The sequence below is a fragment of the Pseudokineococcus lusitanus genome, assembly GCF_003751265.1.
Taxonomy (GTDB): Bacteria; Actinomycetota; Actinomycetes; order Actinomycetales; family Quadrisphaeraceae; genus Pseudokineococcus; species Pseudokineococcus lusitanus.
This window is the reverse complement of the sequence record NZ_RJKN01000001.1, coordinates 212,783-231,189: the sequence shown is the minus strand read 5'-3', so window position 1 is coordinate 231,189 and position 18,407 is coordinate 212,783. Positions and strand designations below refer to the sequence as shown.

The following is an 18,407-nucleotide window of genomic DNA, read 5'->3' as shown; positions in this document are numbered from 1 at the left end:
GGGTCAGCGGACGGACGCCCCGCGGAGGGCGACGACCTGGACGGCCGCGCCGACCGCGACGACGACGAGGGCGGCGACCGCGAGCCACCAGACCCGGAAGGCGCCGGCGAGGTCGGCGAGGGCGGGCACGAGCAGCAGGGCCGCGGCGCCCACGAGGAGGCCGAGCACCACGCCGGCGGCGCCCGCCGCGCGGGCGCCCCCCCGTAGCCAGATCGCGGCGAAGGCGCCGCCGACGGACATCGCGACGAGCGAGACGAGCAGGACCGTGACGACGAGGCGGACCGGGTCGCCGCCGCCGAGCGCCGTCCCCGCGAGGAGGGGCAGGCCGGCGAACCACCCGCCGGTGAGGACCTCGAGCCCCCGCAGCGCGAGGACGGCGACCGCCACCCACGCCGCCACCCGCCCGTGGTGCACGAGGGTCCCGAGCGCGAAGGCCCGCCGCGTCGTCCCGAGCGACAGGGCGAGGGGGAAGGTCGTGCCGACGGACTGGACGCCGTTGTAGACGAGGTAGCCGGCCAGCCACGGCAGCGCCACCTGGGTCCCGCGGCTCACGTCGGCCAGCGTGGTGCTGCCCGGGCCCTCGCCCGTGGCGCGCCAGACGACGAGGACGAGCAGGACGGTGAAGACGAGCCCGAGCAGCAGCACGACGAGGGGCGTGGCCCAGGTCTCGAAGCGCTTGACGGACTGCAGCCGCAGGACAGCCAGGACGGGGGACGGGCGGGCGCCGGGGGCCGGCGACGTCCCTGAGGTCCGCGGCGTCGAGGAGGGCAGGACGGTGCTCATCGGGAGACCTCCGTGAGGGAGCCGGGACGGGCGGCGGTCGCGCGGTCCCCGTCGTCGCCGGCGCCGAGGGCGGCGACGAGCTCCTGCAGGCCCGCCGGACGGACCTGCAGAGCGGGGTCCCCGGCGGCCCGGGCAGAGCCCCCCGGCTCCTCGACGACCCGCTCGAGGAAGCCGCCGACCCGGCGCGAGGCGAGGACGGCGACGTCCGCGGTGGCGCGCTCGACGGCGTCGGCCGGGCCGAGCACGACGGAGGCGCTGCCGTGCAGGTCCTCGAGCGCGGCGTCGCGGACGAGCCGGCCGCCGTCGAGGACGAGGACGTGGTCGAGGAGGCCCTCGAGCTCGTCGACGAGGTGCGTCGACAGCAGGACGGTGCGGGGCGCGGCGGCGAGGTCGCGCACGAGGAGGTCGGCGAAGACCTGCCGCGACGTCGCGTCGAGGCCCAGCGTCGGCTCGTCGAGGACGGTGACGGGCGCCCGGGACGCAAGTCCGACGAGGATCGCCACGGCCGAGGACTGGCCGCGGGACAGCTTGCGCAGCTGCGGCTTCGACGGGAGCCGGAAGGCGTCCACGACCTCGGCGGCGAGGTCGGCGTCCCAGCCCGCGTGGAACAGCGGGCCGACCCGCAGCAGGTGCGCGAGGTGCAGGTCGTCGGGGTAGCGCTGGTTGTCCCGCACCATGCTCACGAGTCCTGCGGCCGCGGGGTTCTCGAAGGGCCGCTCGCCGTGCACGGCGATCTCGCCGGCGTCGGGGCGGTCGTGGCCGGCGACCATCGCCATGAGCGTGGTCTTGCCGGCCCCGTTGCGGCCGAGGAGGCCGCACACGGCGCCGGTGGGGAGGTCGAACGAGACGTCCTGCAGGGCCTGCGTGCTGCCGAGGCGTCGGCCGACGCCCCGGGCGCTGACCGCGGGAGCGGTGGTGGTCATCGGGCTCCTTCCGGGGTGGTCCGTGCCGGCGTCGGCACGGGCGGGCGGCGGGTGGTCGGGGCGGGCCCGTCGTCGCGGAGCTGCTGCGCGACGAGCGCGAGGACGTCGTCGGCGGCGAGGCCCAGGGACCGCGCCTCGGCGACGAGCGGGCGCACGTACGTCGTGGCCAGCTCCCCGCGCCGGCGCTCGACGAGGCGTTCCCGGGCGCCGTCGCTGACGAACATGCCGAGGCCGCGGCGCTTGTGGAGCACCTCCTCGGCGACGAGGAGCGCGAGCCCCTTGCCGACGGTCGCCGGGTTGATGCGGTGGAGGGCGGCGAGCTCGGTGGTCGAGGGCACCTGCGTGCCCTCGGGGAAGGTGCCGACGAGGACGCCGTCGGACACCTGGCGGGCGATCTGCTGGAACAGCGGGCTGCCGTCGTCGAGCACGATGCCTCCTTGGTTCATTACTCGACTAATGAACCAGGGGACCAGGGTCGCCGTCAACCCCCCGGGGCCGGACGCACGAGACCCCCGTGACCACGGCGGGTCACGGGGGTCACGCGGACGGGCGGCGGGCGGCGGGCCCGCGGGGTCAGGTGGCGACGGTGGTGAGGATCTCGCCGGTGGGGGCGGGAGAGCCCCCGGTGGGCTCCTCCGTGACGGCGAGGGTGTCGCCGGCGCGCCAGTCCTCGAGGTCGGCGGACAGGCCGCCGCCCTCGGCGGGGGCGAGGAAGCCGGCGGGTACGGGGGCGGCGTCGGGCCCGGAGACCGCCCACAGCTGGTACACGCGGTCGGCCGGCAGGTCCTCGAGGCCCTCGCCGACGACGACGTAGCGGTCGTCCACCTGCAGCACCGCCGCGGTGCCGCCGGCCAGCTCGCCCGTCGCGACGAGCGCCGGCGCGGGGTCGTCCTGGCCGACGAGGGCGGCCCCGAGGCCAAGGCAGCCGACGAGCAGGACGCCGCACGCGGCGGCGAGGAGGCGGACCGAGCGGGCGCCGGCCCGGCGGCGGTCGGCGGGACGGACGGCGCTCGGCGCCTCCTGCCGGGTGCGGGCCACCTCGGCGAGGACGCGGGCCCGCAGCGCCGGCGGCGGTGTCGCGGCCACGGCGACCGCGAGGCGGGACGCCGTCTCGCGGAAGGAGGCGGCCTCGGCGGCCGCGTCGGCGTCCTCGCGGAGCAGGCGCTCCACGCGGGCGCGCTCCACGTCGTCGACGGCGTCGAGGGCGTAGGCCCCCAGCAGGTCACGTGCGTCGTCCCCGGTGCGCCAGGGGCTCTGCGGCGGCAGCACGGTCATCACGCCACCACTCCCATCTCGTCGCGCAGGCGGATCAGCCCGTCACGAAGTCGTGTCTTCACGGTGCCCAGGGGGACGCCGAGGATGTCGGAGACCTGGCGGTGGGTGTACCCGCCGAAGTAGGCGAGCTCGACGGACTCGCGCTGGAGGTCGGTGAGGACGTCGAGGGCCCGGCGGACCTGCTCGGTCTCCAGCCGGTGCTCGACCTCCTCGGAGACGACGTCGAAGGGGCGCGCGGTGTCCCGCGAGGCCACCTTGTCCTCGCGGTCGGTGCTCGCCTGGGCCGACCGCACACGGTCGACCGCCCGGCGGTGCGCCACGGTGAGGACCCAGCCGCGGGCGGTGCCGCGCGACGGGTCGTACCGGGGGGCCTGCCGCCAGACCTCGACGAGGACCTCCTGCACGACCTCCTCGGACTGGGCCGGGTCACGCAGGACCCTCAGCACCACGCCGTAGACAGGCCCGACGACGGCGTCGTAGAGGCTCTCGAAGGCCTGCTCGTCGCCGCGGGCCACGCGGCGCAGCAGGTCGCCGAGGACGTCGGCCGACGCCGCCTCGGTGCGGGAGCGCCGTCGCTCTGGTCTCAGGAAGGACACCTCGCCCACTGTGCCACTCCCCGGGGTCGTCGATCCGCAGGTCGGCGGTGGACCCGCCGACCACCGGGGCGCCCCTCGGGGCGTCCGGCGAGGGGTGTTCGCCCCCGGGGCGCCGCGGGATTGGTGGGGCGGGGACGGGCGCCCGACGTCCCCCGGACGGGTGATGACGCCGCCGCCTGCCGCACGGGCCCCCGCGGCGCGGGGCCGGGGCGCTGTCGGTCCCCGCGGCTAGCGTCGGCACGGCCGCGCAGGGCGCGCGGGGGCGGGCCGTCGGGGCCCGGCGGCGGGACCACGGGGAGGTCGGTCGGTGAGGTTCCTCCACACCGCGGACTGGCAGCTCGGCATGACGCGGCACTACCTCTCGCCGGCCGCGCAGGCCCGCTCCACCGAGGCGCGCTTCGAGGCGGTCCGCCGGCTCGGGGCCGTGGCCGCCGAGCACGGCTGCGCGTTCGTCGTCGTCGCGGGGGACGTCTTCGAGACCAACCGCGTGGGCCGCGACGTCGTCGCCCGCGCGTGCGAGGCGATGGCCGAGGTCCCCGTCCCCGTCCTCCTGCTGCCGGGCAACCACGACCCCCTCGACGCGGGCAGCGTCATGACGTCCGCGCTCTTCCGGCGGCTGGCGCCGCCCCACGTCACGGTGCTCGACGGCACGCCCGTCGAGGTCGCGGGGGTGCAGGTGCTCTCCGCCCCGTGGCGCAGCAAGCGCCCGGTCGAGGACCTCGCCGCCCGGGCCTGCGAGGGGCTCGCGGCGGAGCCGGGCGTGCGCCGCGTGCTCGTCGCGCACGGCACGGTGCTCGAGTTCGGGTCGTCGTCGCCCGACCCGGCGCTCGTCGACCTCGCCGCCCTCGAGCGGCTCCTCGAAGCCGGGGCCCTCGACGCGGTCTGCCTGGGGGACCGGCACTCGACGACGGAGGTCGGGCGGACGGGGCGGGTCTGGTACGCCGGGGCGCCCGAGCCGACCGACCACGACGAGCTCGACCCCGGCAACGTGCTCGTCGTCGACCTCGGCGACGAGGACCTCCTCCTGCCCGGCCCCGGCGGCCGTCCGGCCCCCGAGGTCACGCGGGTCCCCGTGGGGCGGTGGCGCTTCCACCGCGAGCGGCGCGAGCTGAGCACGGACGAGGACGTCGACGAGCTCGAGCGGCTGCTCGCCGGGCTGCCCGACAAGTCGCGCACGGCGCTCAAGCTCGCCGTCGTCGGCACCCTCTCGCTGGCGCAGAAGGCCCGCGTCGACGCGCTGCTCGAGCACTCCGCCGACCTCCTCGGCGCCCTGCAGGTGTGGGAGCGGCGCAGCGACCTCGTCGTCCGGCCGGACGCCGACGACCTGGACGCCCTGGCGCTCACCGGCTTCGCCCGCGAGGCCGCGGAGGCCCTGGCGGCGCGCGCCGAGGCCCCCGCCGTGGCGGACCTCGTGGCCGGCGGCACGGGCGGGGAGCGTGGCCGCGTCCCCGTGACGCCCGACGCCGTCGCGGCGCAGGACGCGCTGTCCCTGCTCCACCGCCTGGCGGCCGCCGGATGAGGGTCCTGCGGCTGCGGCTGCAGAACTTCCGCGGGGTGGCCGACCGCGAGGTGACGCCGGCGCCCACCGGCGTCACGGTGCTCGCCGGCGACAACGAGGTGGGCAAGACGAGCCTCGTCGAGGCGCTCGACATGCTTCTCGACGAGTACGACGACGCCCGGAAGAAGGCGGTGAGACGCACCCAGCCCGTCGGGCAGGACGTGCCCACCGTCGTCGAGGCGGAGGTGCAGGCGGGCGCCCACCGCTTCACGTACCGCAAGCAGTGGCACCGCCAGCCGTCCACCCGGCTCGTCGTGCACGAGCCGGCGCCCGAGCAGCTCGCCGGGCGGGAGGCCCACGACTGGGTGCTCGCCGTCCTCGGCGCGGAGGTCGACCTGCCGCTGTGGCGGGCCCTGCGCCTCCAGCAGGGCGTGCCCCTCGAGCAGGCGGACCTCCAGGCGCGCTCGTCGCTCGCGCAGGCCCTCGACGCCACCGTCGCCGGCACCGTCGGCGGCGAGCGGGAGGAGACGCTCGTCGCGCGGGCCGAGGAGGAGTTCCTCCGCTACTGGACGCCGACCGGCGGTCGGCGGACGGAGGCGCGGACGCTCGAGGCCGACGTCGCCGCCGCCTCGGCGCGCGTCACCGCCCTCGAGGCCGAGGTGGCGGGCGTCGAACGGGTCGTCGAGCGCCTCGACCGGGCCCGCGCCGACGCCGCCGACGAGCGGGCCGCGGGGGCGCAGGACGCCGCCGCCGTCCGGGACGCGGAGGAGCGGGTCGCCGACCTCCACGGGGTCGTCCGGGCCGTCGAGGTGGCCCGCGGGGCCCTGGCGGCGGCCGACGCCGCCGCGGCCACCGCCGAGCGGGAACGGGCGGGCCGCCGCGCGCTGCTCGCGCGGGCCGAGGAGGCGCGGGAGGCCGCGGCCGAGCGCGACGTCGCCGCGGCCACGGCCGCGGCCGACCTCGCGGCGGCGGAGGACCACCTGCGTGCGGTCGCCCGGGAGCTGGAGCTCGCCCGGGACGCCGCCGCGGCGCGTCGGGAGGAGCGCGAGGACGCCCTCGCCGCCGAGCAGCGGCACGCCGAGGTGGTCGAGGTGACGCGCCTGCGCGCGGTCCTCGCCGACGCCGTCGCCGCGCAGCGCCGGGTGGCCGCGGCCGAGGAGGCCGTCGCCGCCGCACCGGTCGACGACGCCGCCCTGGCCCTCGTCGAGGACGCCGCGCGGGCCCTCGCCGTGGCCGCCGCGCGGGCGGGCGCGGCCACCCCGGTGGTCGTGCTCGAGGGCGCCGGTCGGACCCTGCTCACGTCCGACGGGGAGCGGGTGCTCGACGAGGGGCCCGAGGAGGTCCGGCTCGTCGGCGGCACCTGGTTCGAGGCGGGCGGGGTCCGCGTGAGCGCCCGTCCCTCCGCCGACCAGGAGCGGGCCGAGGCCGACGCCCGCCGGGCCGAGGACGCCCTCGCCGGGCTGTGCGCCCGCCTCGGCGTCGACGACGCGGCGGCGGCGGCCACGGCCGCCCGCGCCCGCCGGGAGGCCACGGCAGAGCTCGAGCGGGCCCGGGACGCGGCCCGGCGGGCGGCGTCGGGGGAGGACCTCGACGCCGCCCGCCGACGGGTCGCGCGCGCCGACGACCTCGAGGGGTCGCCCGACGCCGCCGCGGGCGCCGACGACGCCGCCGCCGACGCCGGGGCGGCGACGGGGGAGCACCTGCGCCGGCGGCGGGAGGAGGCCGACGGGGCGCTCGGTGCGGCCGACCTCGCCGTCGTCCGCGCCGGGGTGCGGCTCGAGGCGGCGCGCGAGGCCGTGGACGGCGCGGCCGCGCGCTCCGCCGACCGCACCGCCGCGGCGACGGCGGCCGACGCGCGCGAGCGGGTCGTCCTCGACGAGCTGGCCGGGGCCCGCGCCGCGCTGCCCGACGACCGGGCCGCCGAGGACGCCGAGGACGCGCTGCGGCGGCGCGGGGAGGCGGCGGCCTCGCTCGCCGTCGCCGAGGCGGCGGTCGCCGTCGCCGGGGTGGCGGACGCCCAGGCCGAGCTGGACCTGCGCCGGGCGCGGCTCCTCGACGGGCAGAAGCGGCTCCGCGCGCACGAGGACGAGGTGGGCGCGCTCACGGCGGTCCTCGAGGCGCAGGGCGGTCTCGGCCTCGCCGAGCAGCTGGGGCAGGCGCGGGCCGAGGAGGAGCGTGCCCGTCGGGCCCTCGTGGCGTGGGACCGGCGGGCGACCGCGGCGAGGACCCTGCACGAGGCGCTGCAGGCGGCCCGGGCGTCCGCCCACGCCGCCTACGTCGAGCCCCTGCGCGCCCAGCTGCACCGGCTGGCCGTGCCCGTCTTCGGCCCCGACGTCCAGGTGGAGGTGGGCCCCGACCTGCGGGTGGTCTCCCGCACCCTCGGCGGCGTCACGGTGCCCTTCGAGCAGCTCTCGGCCGGTGCGCGCGAGCAGCTGGCCCTGCTCGGACGGCTGGCGTGCGCCGTCCTCGTCAGCGGCGGCGCCGGTGTCCCCGTCGTCGTCGACGACGCGCTCGGCTGGTCCGACCCCCGGCGCCTCGACGGCATGGCCCGCGCGCTGTCCGTGGCCGGGGCGTCCTGCCAGGTGCTCGTCCTCACGTGCGTCCCGGACCGGTACCGCCTCGTCACCGGGGCGCGGACGGAGCGGCTGCACGCCTGACCCGGCCCCGCGGCCCGGGGGCGTCCCCGTCGGGCGCGGCGCCGCTGCGCCGGGCGGGCCGTCGCGGGCTGTGGTCGGATCGACCCGTGGGTGACGAGGTCTCGGGCACGGCCACCACGCCCGAGGGGCGGCGCCGGTACCGCGAGCGGCTGAGGAGCCAGCTCGAGGTGCTGCAGCGGCTGCTCGACGCCGACGCCTTCCGCACCGACGGGACGCTCACCGGCATGGAGGTGGAGCTGGCGCTCGTCGGCGCCGACGCCCGGCCGTCCCGGGCCAACCGCGACGTGCTGCGGACGCTGTCCGACCCGCTCGTCACCACCGAGCTCGGGTCGCACACCATCGAGCTCAACGTGCCGCCGGCCCGGATGCACGCGGGCGGCGCCCAGGCGCTCGAGGAGGACCTCCGGGCCCGGCTGGAGGCCGCCGACGTCGCCGCCCGCGCGCACGGGGCGCGCGTGGTCATGGTGGGGATCGTCCCGACGCTCCTGCCGGACGACCAGACCGAGGGGTGGATGACGCGCTCCCCGCGCTACCGCGCCCTCGACGAGGCGGTGCGGGCCCAGCGCGGCGAGGACCTGCTCCTCGACATCCGTGGCGACGAGGAGCGGCTGCTGGCCCACTCCGCCTCCATCGCCCCCGAGGCGGCGTGCACCTCCGTCCAGCTGCACCTGCAGACCACGCCCGAGGACTTCCCCGCCGTCCACAACGCCGCCCAGCTTCTCGCGGGGGCGCAGGTGGCCCTGGCCGCGAACTCGCCGTTCTACGGCGGGCGGCGGCTGTGGGACGAGTCACGGCTGCCGGTCTTCGCGCAGTCGACCGACTCACGGGCGCCCGAGCTGGCCGCCCAGGGCGTGCGCGAGCGCGTGCTCCTCGGGCGCGAGTGGACGACGTCCGCGCACGCCCTCTTCGCCGACGCGGTCCGGCACTACCCGCCGCTGCTGCCCGAGCTCGGCGAGGAGGACTCGCTGCGCGTGCTCTCCCGCGGCGGCGTGCCGCGGCTGCCCGAGCTGCGGATGCAGAACGGCACGGTCTGGCGGTGGAACCGCCCGGTGTACGACGTCGTCGACGGCGCCCCCAACCTGCGGGTCGAGAACCGGGTGCTGCCCTCGGGCCCCACGGTGGTGGACATGGTGGCCAACGCCGCCTTCTGGTTCGGCGCCGTGCGCGCCCTCGCCGCCCGGGAGCACCGCCCGTGGGAGGGCCCCGACGCCGTCCCCTTCGCCGTCGCGCAGGCCGGCCTCGACGCGGGCGCCCGGCGGGGGATGCGCTCGCGGCTGCCGTGGCCCGACGAGCGCACGGGCGAGGTCGTCGAGCGCGACGCCGACGACCTCGTCCTGCGGACGCTCCTGCCGCTGGTCCACGAGGGCCTGCGGGACTGGGGGATCGAGGCGGCGGTGTGCGACCGCTACCTCGGGGTGCTCGAGGAGCGCGCGCGGACGCGGCGCACGGGCGCGCAGTGGCAGCACGACTCCGTCGCGGCCGCCGAGCGGGGTGGCACGGACCGCCGCGAGGCGCTGCACACGATGCTCGTGCGCTACGCCGAGCTCATGCGAGCGGGCGAGCCGGTGGCCACCTGGGCGGTCCCGGCCTGAGCCCCGCTCGCCCGCCCGGCCGTCCGGTCAGGTGCGGCGGTGGCGCCCGACGGCCGCGACGGCGAGGGCGCGGACGGCGGCGAGGTCCGGCGGGGCGACCGGGCCACCACGGCCCGCGGTGAGGGCGCGGGCGCGGGCGGCGAGGGCGCCGTCGTAGAGCAGCAGCAGCTCGGCGGCGAGGGCGTCGGCGTCGTCCGCCCCCGTCGCCGCCGCCAGCGTCCTGAGGCGGTCGGCGAGGAGCCGGCTGTCCTCGACGAGCCAGCGGTGGGCGGGGTGGTCGTGGTCGGTCACCTCGACCGACGCGGCGAGGAAGGCGCACCCGCGGCCGGGCAGGTCGCGGCGGTGGAGCTCGGCGAGGGCGTCGACGACGGAGACGGCGCGGGCGTCGACGTCCTCCCCGCAGCGCTCGAGCACCTCGTCCCACACCGCCCGCCACCGCCGGTGCCGCCGCTCGAGGTAGGCGGCCACGAGACCGTCCTTGCCGGGGAAGTGCGCGTAGAGGGTCGCCGGGGCGACGCCGGCGCGGCGCAGCACCGCGTCCACGCCGGTCGCCGCGATGCCCTGCTCGGCGAAGAGCGTCTCGGCCGCGTCCAGCAGCCGGTCGCGGGCGGGGGGCCGCGTGCTCGTCGTCGCCACGCCCCCTACTGTAACGACCACTATGGTGAAACGGACGTTACAGCCAGAGGTGCCGGGGGAGGCCGCGGCGACCACGGGCCTCGTCGCCGGCGGGACCGTGCTGGTGGCCCTCACGTACGGCGTCGTCCGCTTCGGCTACGGGCTGCACCTCCCGGTCGTCGCGGCGGAGCTCGACCTGGCGCCGACGCTGCAGGGGGCCGTCGCCACGGGGGCGTTCGGGGCGTACTGCGTCGTCGCGCTGCTGGCGGGCGGCCTCGTCCGCCGGGCGGGGGGCCGACCGGTGCTGCGGCTGTCCGCGGCGCTCGCGGCCGTCGGGGCGCTCGTCGTGGCCGTCGCCCCCTCGGCGCCGGTCCTCGCCGTCGGGGTCCTCGTGGCCGGCGGGGCGGCGGGGGCCGCGTCACCGGCCCTCGTCGTGGCGGTCGCGGGGACGGTCCCGGCCGGGCGGGCGGCCCGGGCGCAGGCCGTCGTCAACGGCGGGACGGGGCTGGGCGTGGCCGTCGCGGGCGTCGGCGTCCTCCTCGCGCCGACGCAGTGGCGCCCGGTCTGGGCGGGGGCAGCCGTGGCGGTGGTCCTCGTCGCCGTCGTCGTCGACCGCCGTACGCGGTGGCCGGCGCCCGCGGCGGCGCCCCCGGCCGACGGGGGGACGTGGCGCGACCTCCTGCGGCCGCTCGCCGCGGCCGGGCTGGCGGGCGCGGGCAGCGCCGCGGTCTGGACCTTTGGTCGCGGGCTGCTCGGCGAGGTCGGCGGGCTCCCGGAGCGGACCACCGCCGCGCTGTGGGTCCTGCTCGGGGCGGCGGCGGTCCTCGGCGCCCTCAGCGGTGACGCCGTGCGGCTGCTGGGGCTCCGGAGGGCCTGGCTGCTCACCGTGGTCGGCTCGGCCGTCGGCGCCGCCGTCCTCGCGCTGGCGCCGTCGTCGGTGCTCCTCGCGGGCGCGGCGGGCGCGCTCTTCGGCGCCTCGTACACCGCGCTCAGCGGCGTCCTCATCGCCTGGGCCGGCGACCTGCGTCCCGCCACGGCCGGCGCGACGACGGCGACCCTCTTCGTCGGGCTCACCGCCGGTCAGGCGGTGGGGGCGACGGCGGCGGGCCGGCTGGCCGAGGGGCTCGGGCTCGCCGGTGCGGTGCTCGCCGGGGCGGCCGTCCTGCTCGCCGCGGTGCTGCCCGCGCCGGGCGGCGGGGCTCCCACCACGACCGCACGTCACGATCACGCCACGACCGCCCTCCTGCCGGGACACGGCGCGCGGGGTGCACTTGGCTGCCCGGGACGGCGCCGCAGGGGTGCCGACGGGAGGAGCACACATGAGCATCGAGCGGGTGGGTCGTCGCGCGGCGCAGGCCCTGGTGACGGCGGTCGTCCTCGGGGGGCTGGCGGTGGCACCGGCGTCCGCGACGCCGGTTGAGGGCGGGCACGGGAGCGCGGAGCTGTGCCGGACGGCACCGCAGGTGCCGGCGAGGATCTCGATCGACGCCTTCTCCAAGGACGTCGCGGTCGGGCTCGACCGCTGCGGCGGCACCGACGAGTACCTGCTGGACCTCGCCGGCCCCCGGGGCATCCGGACCGCCGTCCTCGTGCCGGAGGGGGCGACCTCGACCGGCACGTGGGAGGTCGGCCTGGAGTACCCGGTGGGCCGCTGGACCTTCTCGGGCGACCTGGACCAGGACCCGGACGTCGAGGTCGCCCCGGTGACCGTCGCCCTCAAGTACGGCGCACGGGCGAGCCTGCGCGGCAGCCGTTCCGGGGACGACGTCACGCTGAGGGTCCAGGCCTCGTACTACGACGCGTCGAAGGCCTCGTTCCAGCCGCTGCGCGACCGGAAGGCGACCGTCGAGATCCTGGGCAAGGACGGCCGCACCTGGCAGTACCTGCGCTCGGTCACCGTCCCGGGCACGGGTCTCATCGACTACACCTTCACCAACCGGTACGCCGCGACGTACCGGGTGACGACGTGGGAGACGCCGTACATCTGGTCGCGCACCTCCCAGGCCGTCACCGTCCCCGGGCGGTGAGCCGTCGGGCTGCCGGCCGTCCCGCGGGACGGCCGGCGGCCTCGCGCCCCGTCAGCCCAGCCGGGCGGGGAAGCCGCCGGTGGCGACCGGGCTCCAGCGGGTCGGCGTGATGCGGACGAGCGCCTTGCCCTGGCGCGCCATGGCCTCGCGGTACTCGTCCCAGTCCGGGTGCTCGCCGGAGATCGAGCGGAAGTAGTCGACGAGGGGCTCGAGGGCGTCGGGCAGCTCGAGCAGCTCGGCGTCGCCGTCGACCTGCATCCACGGCCCGTCCCACTCGTCCGACAGCACGACGACGCTGGCCCGCCCGGTGGCCCGGACGTTGCCCGACTTGGCCCGCTCCGGGTACGTCGAGACGACGAAGCGCCCCTCGGCGTCGACGCCGCACGATACGGGAGAGGCCTGCGGCCCGCCGTCCGAGCGTCGGTGCGTGATGAGGACGACACGGTGACGCGGACGGCAGAACTCGAGCATCTCCTCGCGGGAGACCGAGGTGTTGGTGGCGATCTGCGGCATGGCGGCACGCTACCGACGCCCTCGCCGGCGCACGTGCGGCGGCGAACCGTCACCCCGACCCGCGACCTGTGGCCATGACGCGGTCCGTGGACCCACGCGGACCGCGTCATGGCCACACGTCGGGGGGAGGTCGCGGTGCGACGGCGCGTCATGGCCGCACGTCGCGGGAGGGGGAGGGGTGAGGAGGAGCGCTCAGGGGCTCGCGTCCCAGAGCTCCCGGTAGTAGGCGACGCGGGCGTCGTCGCGCTCGACCCCGTAGGCCTCGAGGAGCAGGTCCTCGTAGCCGGGCCCGACGTTCCAGGCGGTGCTCCACGAGGCGACGGCGAGGTCGGCCCAGCGGTCGGCCAGCCCGAGGGCGCCGACGTCGACGTGCGCCGCGGGGCGGCCGTCGTCGTCGAGCAGCGTGTTCGGCATGCACGCGTCGCCGTGGGCGACGACGAGGTGGTCGACGTCGGGGACGTCGCCCAGCCGGGCCCGGACCTCGGCGGGGACGTCGGGGCGCAGCCGCGCCAGCCGGTGCTCGGCCGTCCACGAGAAGGGGCAGCCCTCGACCGGCAGCGCGTCGTGGAACGCCCGCAGGCCCCGCCCGACGGCGGTGACGGCGACCTCGGGGGCAGCGAGCCACCGCGGGTCCACGGCGCTGCGGCCGGGGAGCGTGGCGGTGACGAGCACCGTCCCGCCGTCGTCGTGCTCGACGGCGACGACCTCCGGGACGACGACCCGGCCGGCGAGCCAGCGCAGGCGCCCCGCCTCCGCGGGGATGTCCAGGGCGGCCGCCCCGTGCGGGGTCCACTTGACGTGGCGGGCCGGGCCCGCGTCGTCCGTCCGCCACGTGAGCCCGCCGGCCTCGTTGCGCCACACCGGGTCCAGCCGCCGGCCGGGGAGCACGGACCGGACGAGGTCGGGCACCGGGACCGCGCCGGTGGGCACGGCGGCCACGGGAGGGCGCCCGGGCGGGGTGCCGGTCACCGTCGCTCAGCCCGCGGCCGCGGCGAGGCGCGCGAAGCCCTCGTCCAGGCCGACCCGCGGCGACCACCGCAGCAGGCGGCGGGTCTCGCGCTGGTCGAACCAGTGCGCCGTCGACAGCTGCTCGGCGAGGAAGCGCGTCATGGGCGGCTCGTCGGCGCCGCCGAGCCCCGGGCGGACCGCCCAGACCGCCTCCACCGCAGCGCCGACCGCGCGGGCCAGGCCGGCGGGCACCGAGCGCTCCGGCGCCGGGGCGCCGTGGGCGCGGCACAGCGACGCGAGCAGCTCGCCGACCGTCCGCGGCTCCCCGCTGCTGACGACGAGCGCGCGGCCGTGGACCTCCGCGTCGCCCGCCCGGGCCGCCGCCGCGGCGACCGCCTCGGCGGCGTCGTCCACGTACGTCGAGTCGACGAGCGCCGTCCCGCCGTCGAGCAGCGGCAGGCGGCCGGCGCGCGAGCGCGCGACGACGCGGGCGACGAGCTGGGTGTCGCCGGGGCCCCACACGAGGTGCGGCCGGACGGCGACGACGGCGAGGTCGGGCCCGTCGGCGGCCAGGGCCGCCAGCTCGGCCATCGCCTTGCTGCGCGCGTAGGAGCCGCGGGCCGCGTCCGGGTCGGCCGCCCCCGCCGGCGCGCCGACGAGGGGGTCGCCCGCGTGGGCCACCGACGGCGACGAGACCTGCACGAAGCGGCGCACGCCGGCGCCGCGGGCGGCGTCGAGCAGGCGCTGCGTGCCCTCGACGTTGGTGCGCCGGTAGTCGGCCCACGGCCCGGAGACCGAGACCTTGGCGGCGAGGTGGACGACGACGTCCGTGCCCGTCAGCGCCTCCCGCAGCGCCGGGGCCGACCCCGGGTCGCCGAGGTCGAGCGCGACGTCGGCCACCGTCCCCCCGGTGCCCGAGCGGGGCCCCGCCAGCCCGCTGGGGCTGCGCTGCAGCGTCCGGACCCGGTGCCCCGCGTCGGCGAGGGTGCGGGCCACGGCGCGCCCCAGCATCCCGCTGGCGCCGGTGACGAGGACGTCGTCGCTCATCGCCGTCCCCGCAGGGCCCGGCGGGCGCGGCCGAGCCGGGCGGGCAGGCCGCCCCCGCCCCACGGCGGCGGCACCGGACGACCGGCCAGACGCTCCGCGGCCCAGGCGCCGACGAGGGTCCGGTCCACCTTCGAGTCGTGGCGGACGTCGGTCGGCAGCCCGGGCACGACGAGGACGGCGGCGACGGCGGGGTGCTCCGGCAGGGCGGCCACGGACCGCCGCACCGCGTCGACGAGGTCGGGCGCCGCCCCGCCGGCCCGGCGGGCGGGCGGCACGGTCTCCACGACGACGACGAGCGCCTGCGTGCCCGCCGGGCCGACGCCGGTGGCGGCGGCCCGGGCGACGCCGGGCACGGACGCCGCGGCGAGCTCGACGCCCACGGGCGTCACGACGCCCTCGGCCGTCCGCACGAGGTGCGCGGTCCGGCCCCGCACGCGGAGCCGGCCGTCGGGCTCGAGGACGCCGACGTCCCCGCTGCGGTGCCACGTGCGCCCCTCGTCGTCCACGAGGCGGCTGGCGTGCTCGGTGGCCCACAGCTGGTCGTAGCGCGCCTTCGTGTGCGGGGCCCGCAGCAGCACCTCGCCGGTGGTGCCGGCGTCGCGGACCGGTCGGTCCGACGGCGTCCCCTCGCCGTCGAGCGGCGCGAGCGCCACCTCGACGTCGGCCAGGGGCCCGCCGACGAGGACGCCGTCGTCCACGCCGCCGGGGGCGGCGGCGGCCTCGAGCTCCTCGAGCCGGACGTCGGTCATGGGCAGCCCCTCGGTCATGCCGTAGGGGGTGTGGAGCGACGCCCCCGGGACGAGCCGGGCGACGTCGCGCAGCAGCGCCACGGGCACGGGCGCCCCGGCCGACAGCAGCCGCCGGACCCCGGCCAGCGCCTCACGGCCGGCGGCGTCGAGGTCCCCGCCGGTCGCCACGACGTTGGCGAGGGCTGCGGGAGAGGCGAAGACGACGGTGGCGTCGACGGCGGCGACGGCGTCCGCCAGCGCCCGCGCGGTGAGCGTCCGCGGTGCGGTGACGTCCATGGCCGGGCTCGCCGAGACGGCGCCGAGCGCAGGGCCCAGGAGCGCGAAGGGCGCGAAGGCCGCGACGAGGGCGGTGCGCCGGTCGACGTCGTACGCCGCGGCGACGGCGTCGCGCATCGCCGCGAGCCGCTCGTGCGTGTAGACGGCGCCCTTCGCCGGCCCGGTCGACCCGGAGGTGAAGAGGACGGCCGCGTCCGCGGAGGGGTCGGGCTCCGGCAGCCGGACCGTGGCGAGCGTCGGCCGGCCCGCGGCGGGCCCGCCCTCGACGCCGCCGAGCGCGCTGCGGCGGCCGCGCGCCGCGAGCCCGGTGAGCGTCGTCCCGGCGAGCCGGCGCCCCACGGGCCCGAGGGGGCCCGCACCGGTGCGGCTCCCGGGCCAGCCCAGGGCGGCGGCGGCCACGAGGCCGCGCTCGACGGCCACGACGTGGCGGGGGCCGGCGCCCCGGACCGCGCGGCCGAGACCGCGGACGCCGAGGCCCTGGTCGGCCACGACGACGACCGCGCCGAGGCGCAGGCAGGCGTAGAGGCAGGTCGTGAGGTCGGCGCCCGGGGGCACGAGGAGGCTGACCCGGTCGCCGGGCCGGACCCCCTCCTCGTGGAGGCCGACCGCCACCTCGGCGACCCGGTGCCCGAGCTCGCGCCAGCTGACGACGCGGGGCGCGGCCCCGTCGGCGGACAGCTCGACGACGGCGGGGGAGTCGTCCCCGGTCCGGGCCTCGAGCTCGGCCCACAGCGGGGCGCGCACGCCGGCCGGCGCGGGCCCCGAGACGACGGGCGTGCCGCCCGCGCCGAGCCCCCGCGCCGCGAGCCAGCGCAGCAGGAGCGGGCCCAGGTCGACGTCCTCGGGCAGCAGGTGGCCGCCGTCCTCGACCCGGTGGACGTCGGCGCCCGGCAGGCGGCCGCGCAGGTCGCGCAGGTAGCGCTCGCCGAAGACGGGGTCGCGGGGACCCCACACGAGCAGCGCGGGGACGTCGGCGGCGCCGAGGGCGCTCACTCCGGCCGACACCCGCTCGAGCGCCGGACGGCTGACGTCGTCGGCGCGCCAGGGGATGTCGGCCACGAAGCCCTCGACGGCGGCCCGGTCGGCCACGCTGCGGTAGGGGGCCCGGTAGGCGGCGCGGACCGCGTCGGGCAGGCGACGGGCGGGCTGCGCGGCCGCGGCGCGCACGAAGGCGTCGGTGCGCGAGGTGAGGAGCGCGTGCAGCCCGGGCGCGGTGACCGCCTGCAGGGCGGGCGGGAGGGCGTCGCCCGCGGGGGCGTGGACGGCGGTGTTCGTGAGGACGAGCGCCGCGAGCTCGTCGGGGTGCTCCCCGGCCCAGCCGCTGACGACGACCCCGCCCCAGTCGTGGCCGAGGGCGACGAGCGGCCCGTCGACCGGCGGGAAGCCGTCGTCCGTGCCGGCGCGGAGGACGTCGACGAGCGCGGCGAGGTCGGCCACCCGGTCGGCGAGGCGCCACGGCCCGCCGCCGGCACGGGGACGGCGGTCCGACAGCCCCATGCCGAGCTGGTCGACGGCGAGGACGCGCCACGGGCGGCCCGCGGCGTCCCCGACGACGCCCGCGCGGACCACGTCGCGCCACAGGTAGGACCAGGTGGGGTTGCCGTGGACGGCGAGCACGGTGCCGGCGGGCTCGCGCCCGTCGAGGGCGCCGGCGCCGTCGAGCAGGTGCCACGTCCGGCGGGTGCCGTCGGCGCTCGGGGCGGCGACGAGGCGCGACCACCGGGGGTCCACGCCGGGCAGGGCCGCGACGTCGACGGCGGGCGCGCCGGGCGCGGCCGCCGCGGCGGGGGAGGGGGAGGCGGGCGAGGGGGCGCCCCTCACCAGCGGATCTCCGTCATGGCCGTGTTGAGGCCCGAGCCGACGCCCATGCAGAGCACGCGCTCGCCGCGGCGCAGCGTCGGCGCCTCGGTGGCCAGGGTCATGGGCAGAGCCGCGGGGCCGACGTTGCCCCAGCGCGGGAAGGTCAGCGGGACGCGCTCGGGGTCGATGCCGATGCGCTCCACGAGGGCACGGGTGTGCACGGTGCTGACCTGGTGCATGACGTAGCGGTCCATGTCCTTCCACGCCCAGCCGTCGGCGAGGGCGTCGTCCCACGCCTCGCCGACGAGGAGCAGCCCCTCCTCGAGCAGGCCGCGGGCGTCGGTGACCATGCCGTCGTTGCCGCCGACGCAGAGCTCGTGGGCGGACGACCTCGCGCGCGAGATGCCGCCCATGACGCGCGGGGCGTCGGGGTGCGCCCCGACGGGACCGAGCACGGCCGCGGCGGCGCCGGAGCCCAGCGTGAGGGTGGCGAAGGCGTCGAGGTAGTCGCGCCGGACGGCCTCGGGCGCCGACAGGCGCCGCAGGGTCGACTCGTGCACGGGCCGCGCGTCCTCGCCGTCGACGACGAGCGCGTACCGGACCTGGCCGCTGTCGATGAGGGTGCCGGCGAGCGTCAGCGCGTTGACGAAGCCGAGGCAGGCGTTGGTGATGTCGAAGTTCAGCGCCGACGACGGCAGGCCCAGCGCGTGGTGGATGCCGACGGCCACGGACGGCTCGAGGTTGGCGCGGAAGACCGAGGTGTTGATGAGGAGGTCCACCTGGCCCGGCTCGACGCCGGCGGCGGCGAGCGCCTCGCGCCCGGCCCGCGCCGCGCCCTGGGCAGCGTCCTCGTCGGGCCCCCACCAGCGGCGCTCCTGGATGCCCGCGAGCGACGACAGGGTGCCCGGCCGCATGCGCAGCCGGGTCAGCGTCTCGGCGAGCCGCTCCTCCATCGCGTCGGAGGTCACCACCACGGGCGCCTCGACGGCGCTGGTCCCGAGCAGGGCGGTGCCCTCGTGGCTGATGGTGGTGTTGCCCGTCACGCGCGTGTCCTGTCTGTCCGTCCGGTGGTCCGCCGGGCGGGCCGGCCCCGTGGTCGTGGGGCACG

16 protein-coding genes are annotated in these 18,407 nt (G+C 78.9%); 5 read left to right on the top strand and 11 right to left on the bottom strand.

Annotated elements, in window-relative coordinates:
• Positions 1-3 precede the first annotated feature (3 nt).
• From EDC03_RS01010 to sigK, 5 genes are all read right to left on the bottom strand, one after another.
• A complete protein-coding gene (locus EDC03_RS01010; RefSeq protein WP_123378347.1) occupies positions 4-783 on the bottom strand; it encodes a hypothetical protein in 780 nt (259 codons plus the stop codon).
• Complete coding sequence (locus EDC03_RS01005; protein WP_123378346.1) at positions 780-1,706, bottom strand: ATP-binding cassette domain-containing protein; 927 nt, start codon at positions 1,704-1,706, stop codon at positions 780-782. Before EDC03_RS01005 ends, EDC03_RS01010 begins: the two co-directional genes overlap by 4 nt.
• Positions 1,703-2,191, bottom strand: a complete 489-nt coding sequence (locus EDC03_RS01000) for a GntR family transcriptional regulator (protein WP_199719829.1) — start codon at positions 2,189-2,191, stop codon at positions 1,703-1,705. Before EDC03_RS01000 ends, EDC03_RS01005 begins: the two co-directional genes overlap by 4 nt.
• 88 nt (positions 2,192-2,279) lie before the next feature.
• Positions 2,280-2,981, bottom strand: a complete 702-nt coding sequence (locus EDC03_RS00995; RefSeq protein ID WP_148057975.1) for an anti-sigma factor — start codon at positions 2,979-2,981, stop codon at positions 2,280-2,282.
• The gene (gene sigK, locus EDC03_RS00990) at positions 2,981-3,568 is read right to left on the bottom strand and encodes an ECF RNA polymerase sigma factor SigK (RefSeq protein WP_123378730.1); all 588 of its coding nucleotides are present in this window, start codon (positions 3,566-3,568) and stop codon (positions 2,981-2,983) included. Before sigK ends, EDC03_RS00995 begins: the two co-directional genes overlap by 1 nt.
• A 316-nt stretch (positions 3,569-3,884) precedes the next feature.
• Between sigK and EDC03_RS00985 the strand changes: the two genes are divergently transcribed.
• The 3 genes from EDC03_RS00985 to EDC03_RS00975 all read left to right on the top strand — a co-directional run bounded on the left by EDC03_RS00985 (position 3,885) and on the right by EDC03_RS00975 (position 9,324).
• Positions 3,885-5,096, top strand: a complete 1,212-nt coding sequence (locus EDC03_RS00985; RefSeq protein WP_199719828.1) for a metallophosphoesterase family protein — start codon at positions 3,885-3,887, stop codon at positions 5,094-5,096.
• Entirely contained in the window at positions 5,093-7,732 is a 2,640-nt protein-coding gene (locus EDC03_RS00980) for an ATP-binding protein (protein WP_123378343.1), read from the top strand. The genes EDC03_RS00985 and EDC03_RS00980 overlap by 4 nt, the downstream gene beginning before the upstream one ends.
• A gap of 86 nt (positions 7,733-7,818) precedes the next feature.
• The gene (locus EDC03_RS00975) at positions 7,819-9,324 is read left to right on the top strand and encodes a glutamate-cysteine ligase family protein (RefSeq protein ID WP_123378342.1); all 1,506 of its coding nucleotides are present in this window, start codon (positions 7,819-7,821) and stop codon (positions 9,322-9,324) included.
• Positions 9,325-9,351: 27 nt separating this feature from the next.
• On the opposite strand, the gene EDC03_RS00970 is transcribed toward EDC03_RS00975, so the two are convergent.
• Positions 9,352-9,960, bottom strand: a complete 609-nt coding sequence (locus tag EDC03_RS00970) for a TetR/AcrR family transcriptional regulator (protein ID WP_123378341.1) — start codon at positions 9,958-9,960, stop codon at positions 9,352-9,354.
• Between the two features lie 22 nt (positions 9,961-9,982).
• Here EDC03_RS00970 and EDC03_RS00965 point away from each other — a divergent pair, with 22 nt between their 5' ends.
• The gene (locus EDC03_RS00965; RefSeq protein WP_158674157.1) at positions 9,983-11,359 is read left to right on the top strand and encodes an MFS transporter; all 1,377 of its coding nucleotides are present in this window, start codon (positions 9,983-9,985) and stop codon (positions 11,357-11,359) included.
• Complete coding sequence (locus EDC03_RS00960) at positions 11,259-11,966, top strand: hypothetical protein (protein WP_148057974.1); 708 nt, start codon at positions 11,259-11,261, stop codon at positions 11,964-11,966. The genes EDC03_RS00965 and EDC03_RS00960 overlap by 101 nt, the downstream gene beginning before the upstream one ends.
• Positions 11,967-12,017: 51 nt before the next feature.
• Here the strand turns inward: EDC03_RS00960 and EDC03_RS00955 are convergent, their stop codons facing one another.
• From EDC03_RS00955 to EDC03_RS00935, 5 genes are all read right to left on the bottom strand, one after another.
• Positions 12,018-12,479, bottom strand: coding sequence for a PPOX class F420-dependent oxidoreductase (locus tag EDC03_RS00955; RefSeq protein WP_123378338.1), 462 nt, complete (start codon positions 12,477-12,479; stop codon positions 12,018-12,020).
• 192 nt (positions 12,480-12,671) lie between these two features.
• Positions 12,672-13,409 (bottom strand): aminoglycoside 3'-phosphotransferase, encoded by a 738-nt coding sequence (locus EDC03_RS00950; protein WP_199719827.1) that lies wholly within the window; start codon positions 13,407-13,409, stop codon positions 12,672-12,674.
• Positions 13,410-13,454: 45 nt separating this feature from the next.
• On the bottom strand, positions 13,455-14,474 hold the full coding sequence (locus tag EDC03_RS00945) for an NAD-dependent epimerase/dehydratase family protein (protein WP_123378728.1): 1,020 nt from the start codon (positions 14,472-14,474) through the stop codon (positions 13,455-13,457).
• The gene (locus EDC03_RS00940) at positions 14,471-17,320 is read right to left on the bottom strand and encodes an alpha/beta fold hydrolase (RefSeq protein WP_123378336.1); all 2,850 of its coding nucleotides are present in this window, start codon (positions 17,318-17,320) and stop codon (positions 14,471-14,473) included. The genes EDC03_RS00945 and EDC03_RS00940 overlap by 4 nt, the downstream gene beginning before the upstream one ends.
• The gene (locus tag EDC03_RS00935) at positions 17,317-18,342 is read right to left on the bottom strand and encodes a 3-oxoacyl-ACP synthase III (protein WP_123378335.1); all 1,026 of its coding nucleotides are present in this window, start codon (positions 18,340-18,342) and stop codon (positions 17,317-17,319) included. The genes EDC03_RS00940 and EDC03_RS00935 overlap by 4 nt, the downstream gene beginning before the upstream one ends.
• Positions 18,343-18,407 lie beyond the last annotated feature (65 nt).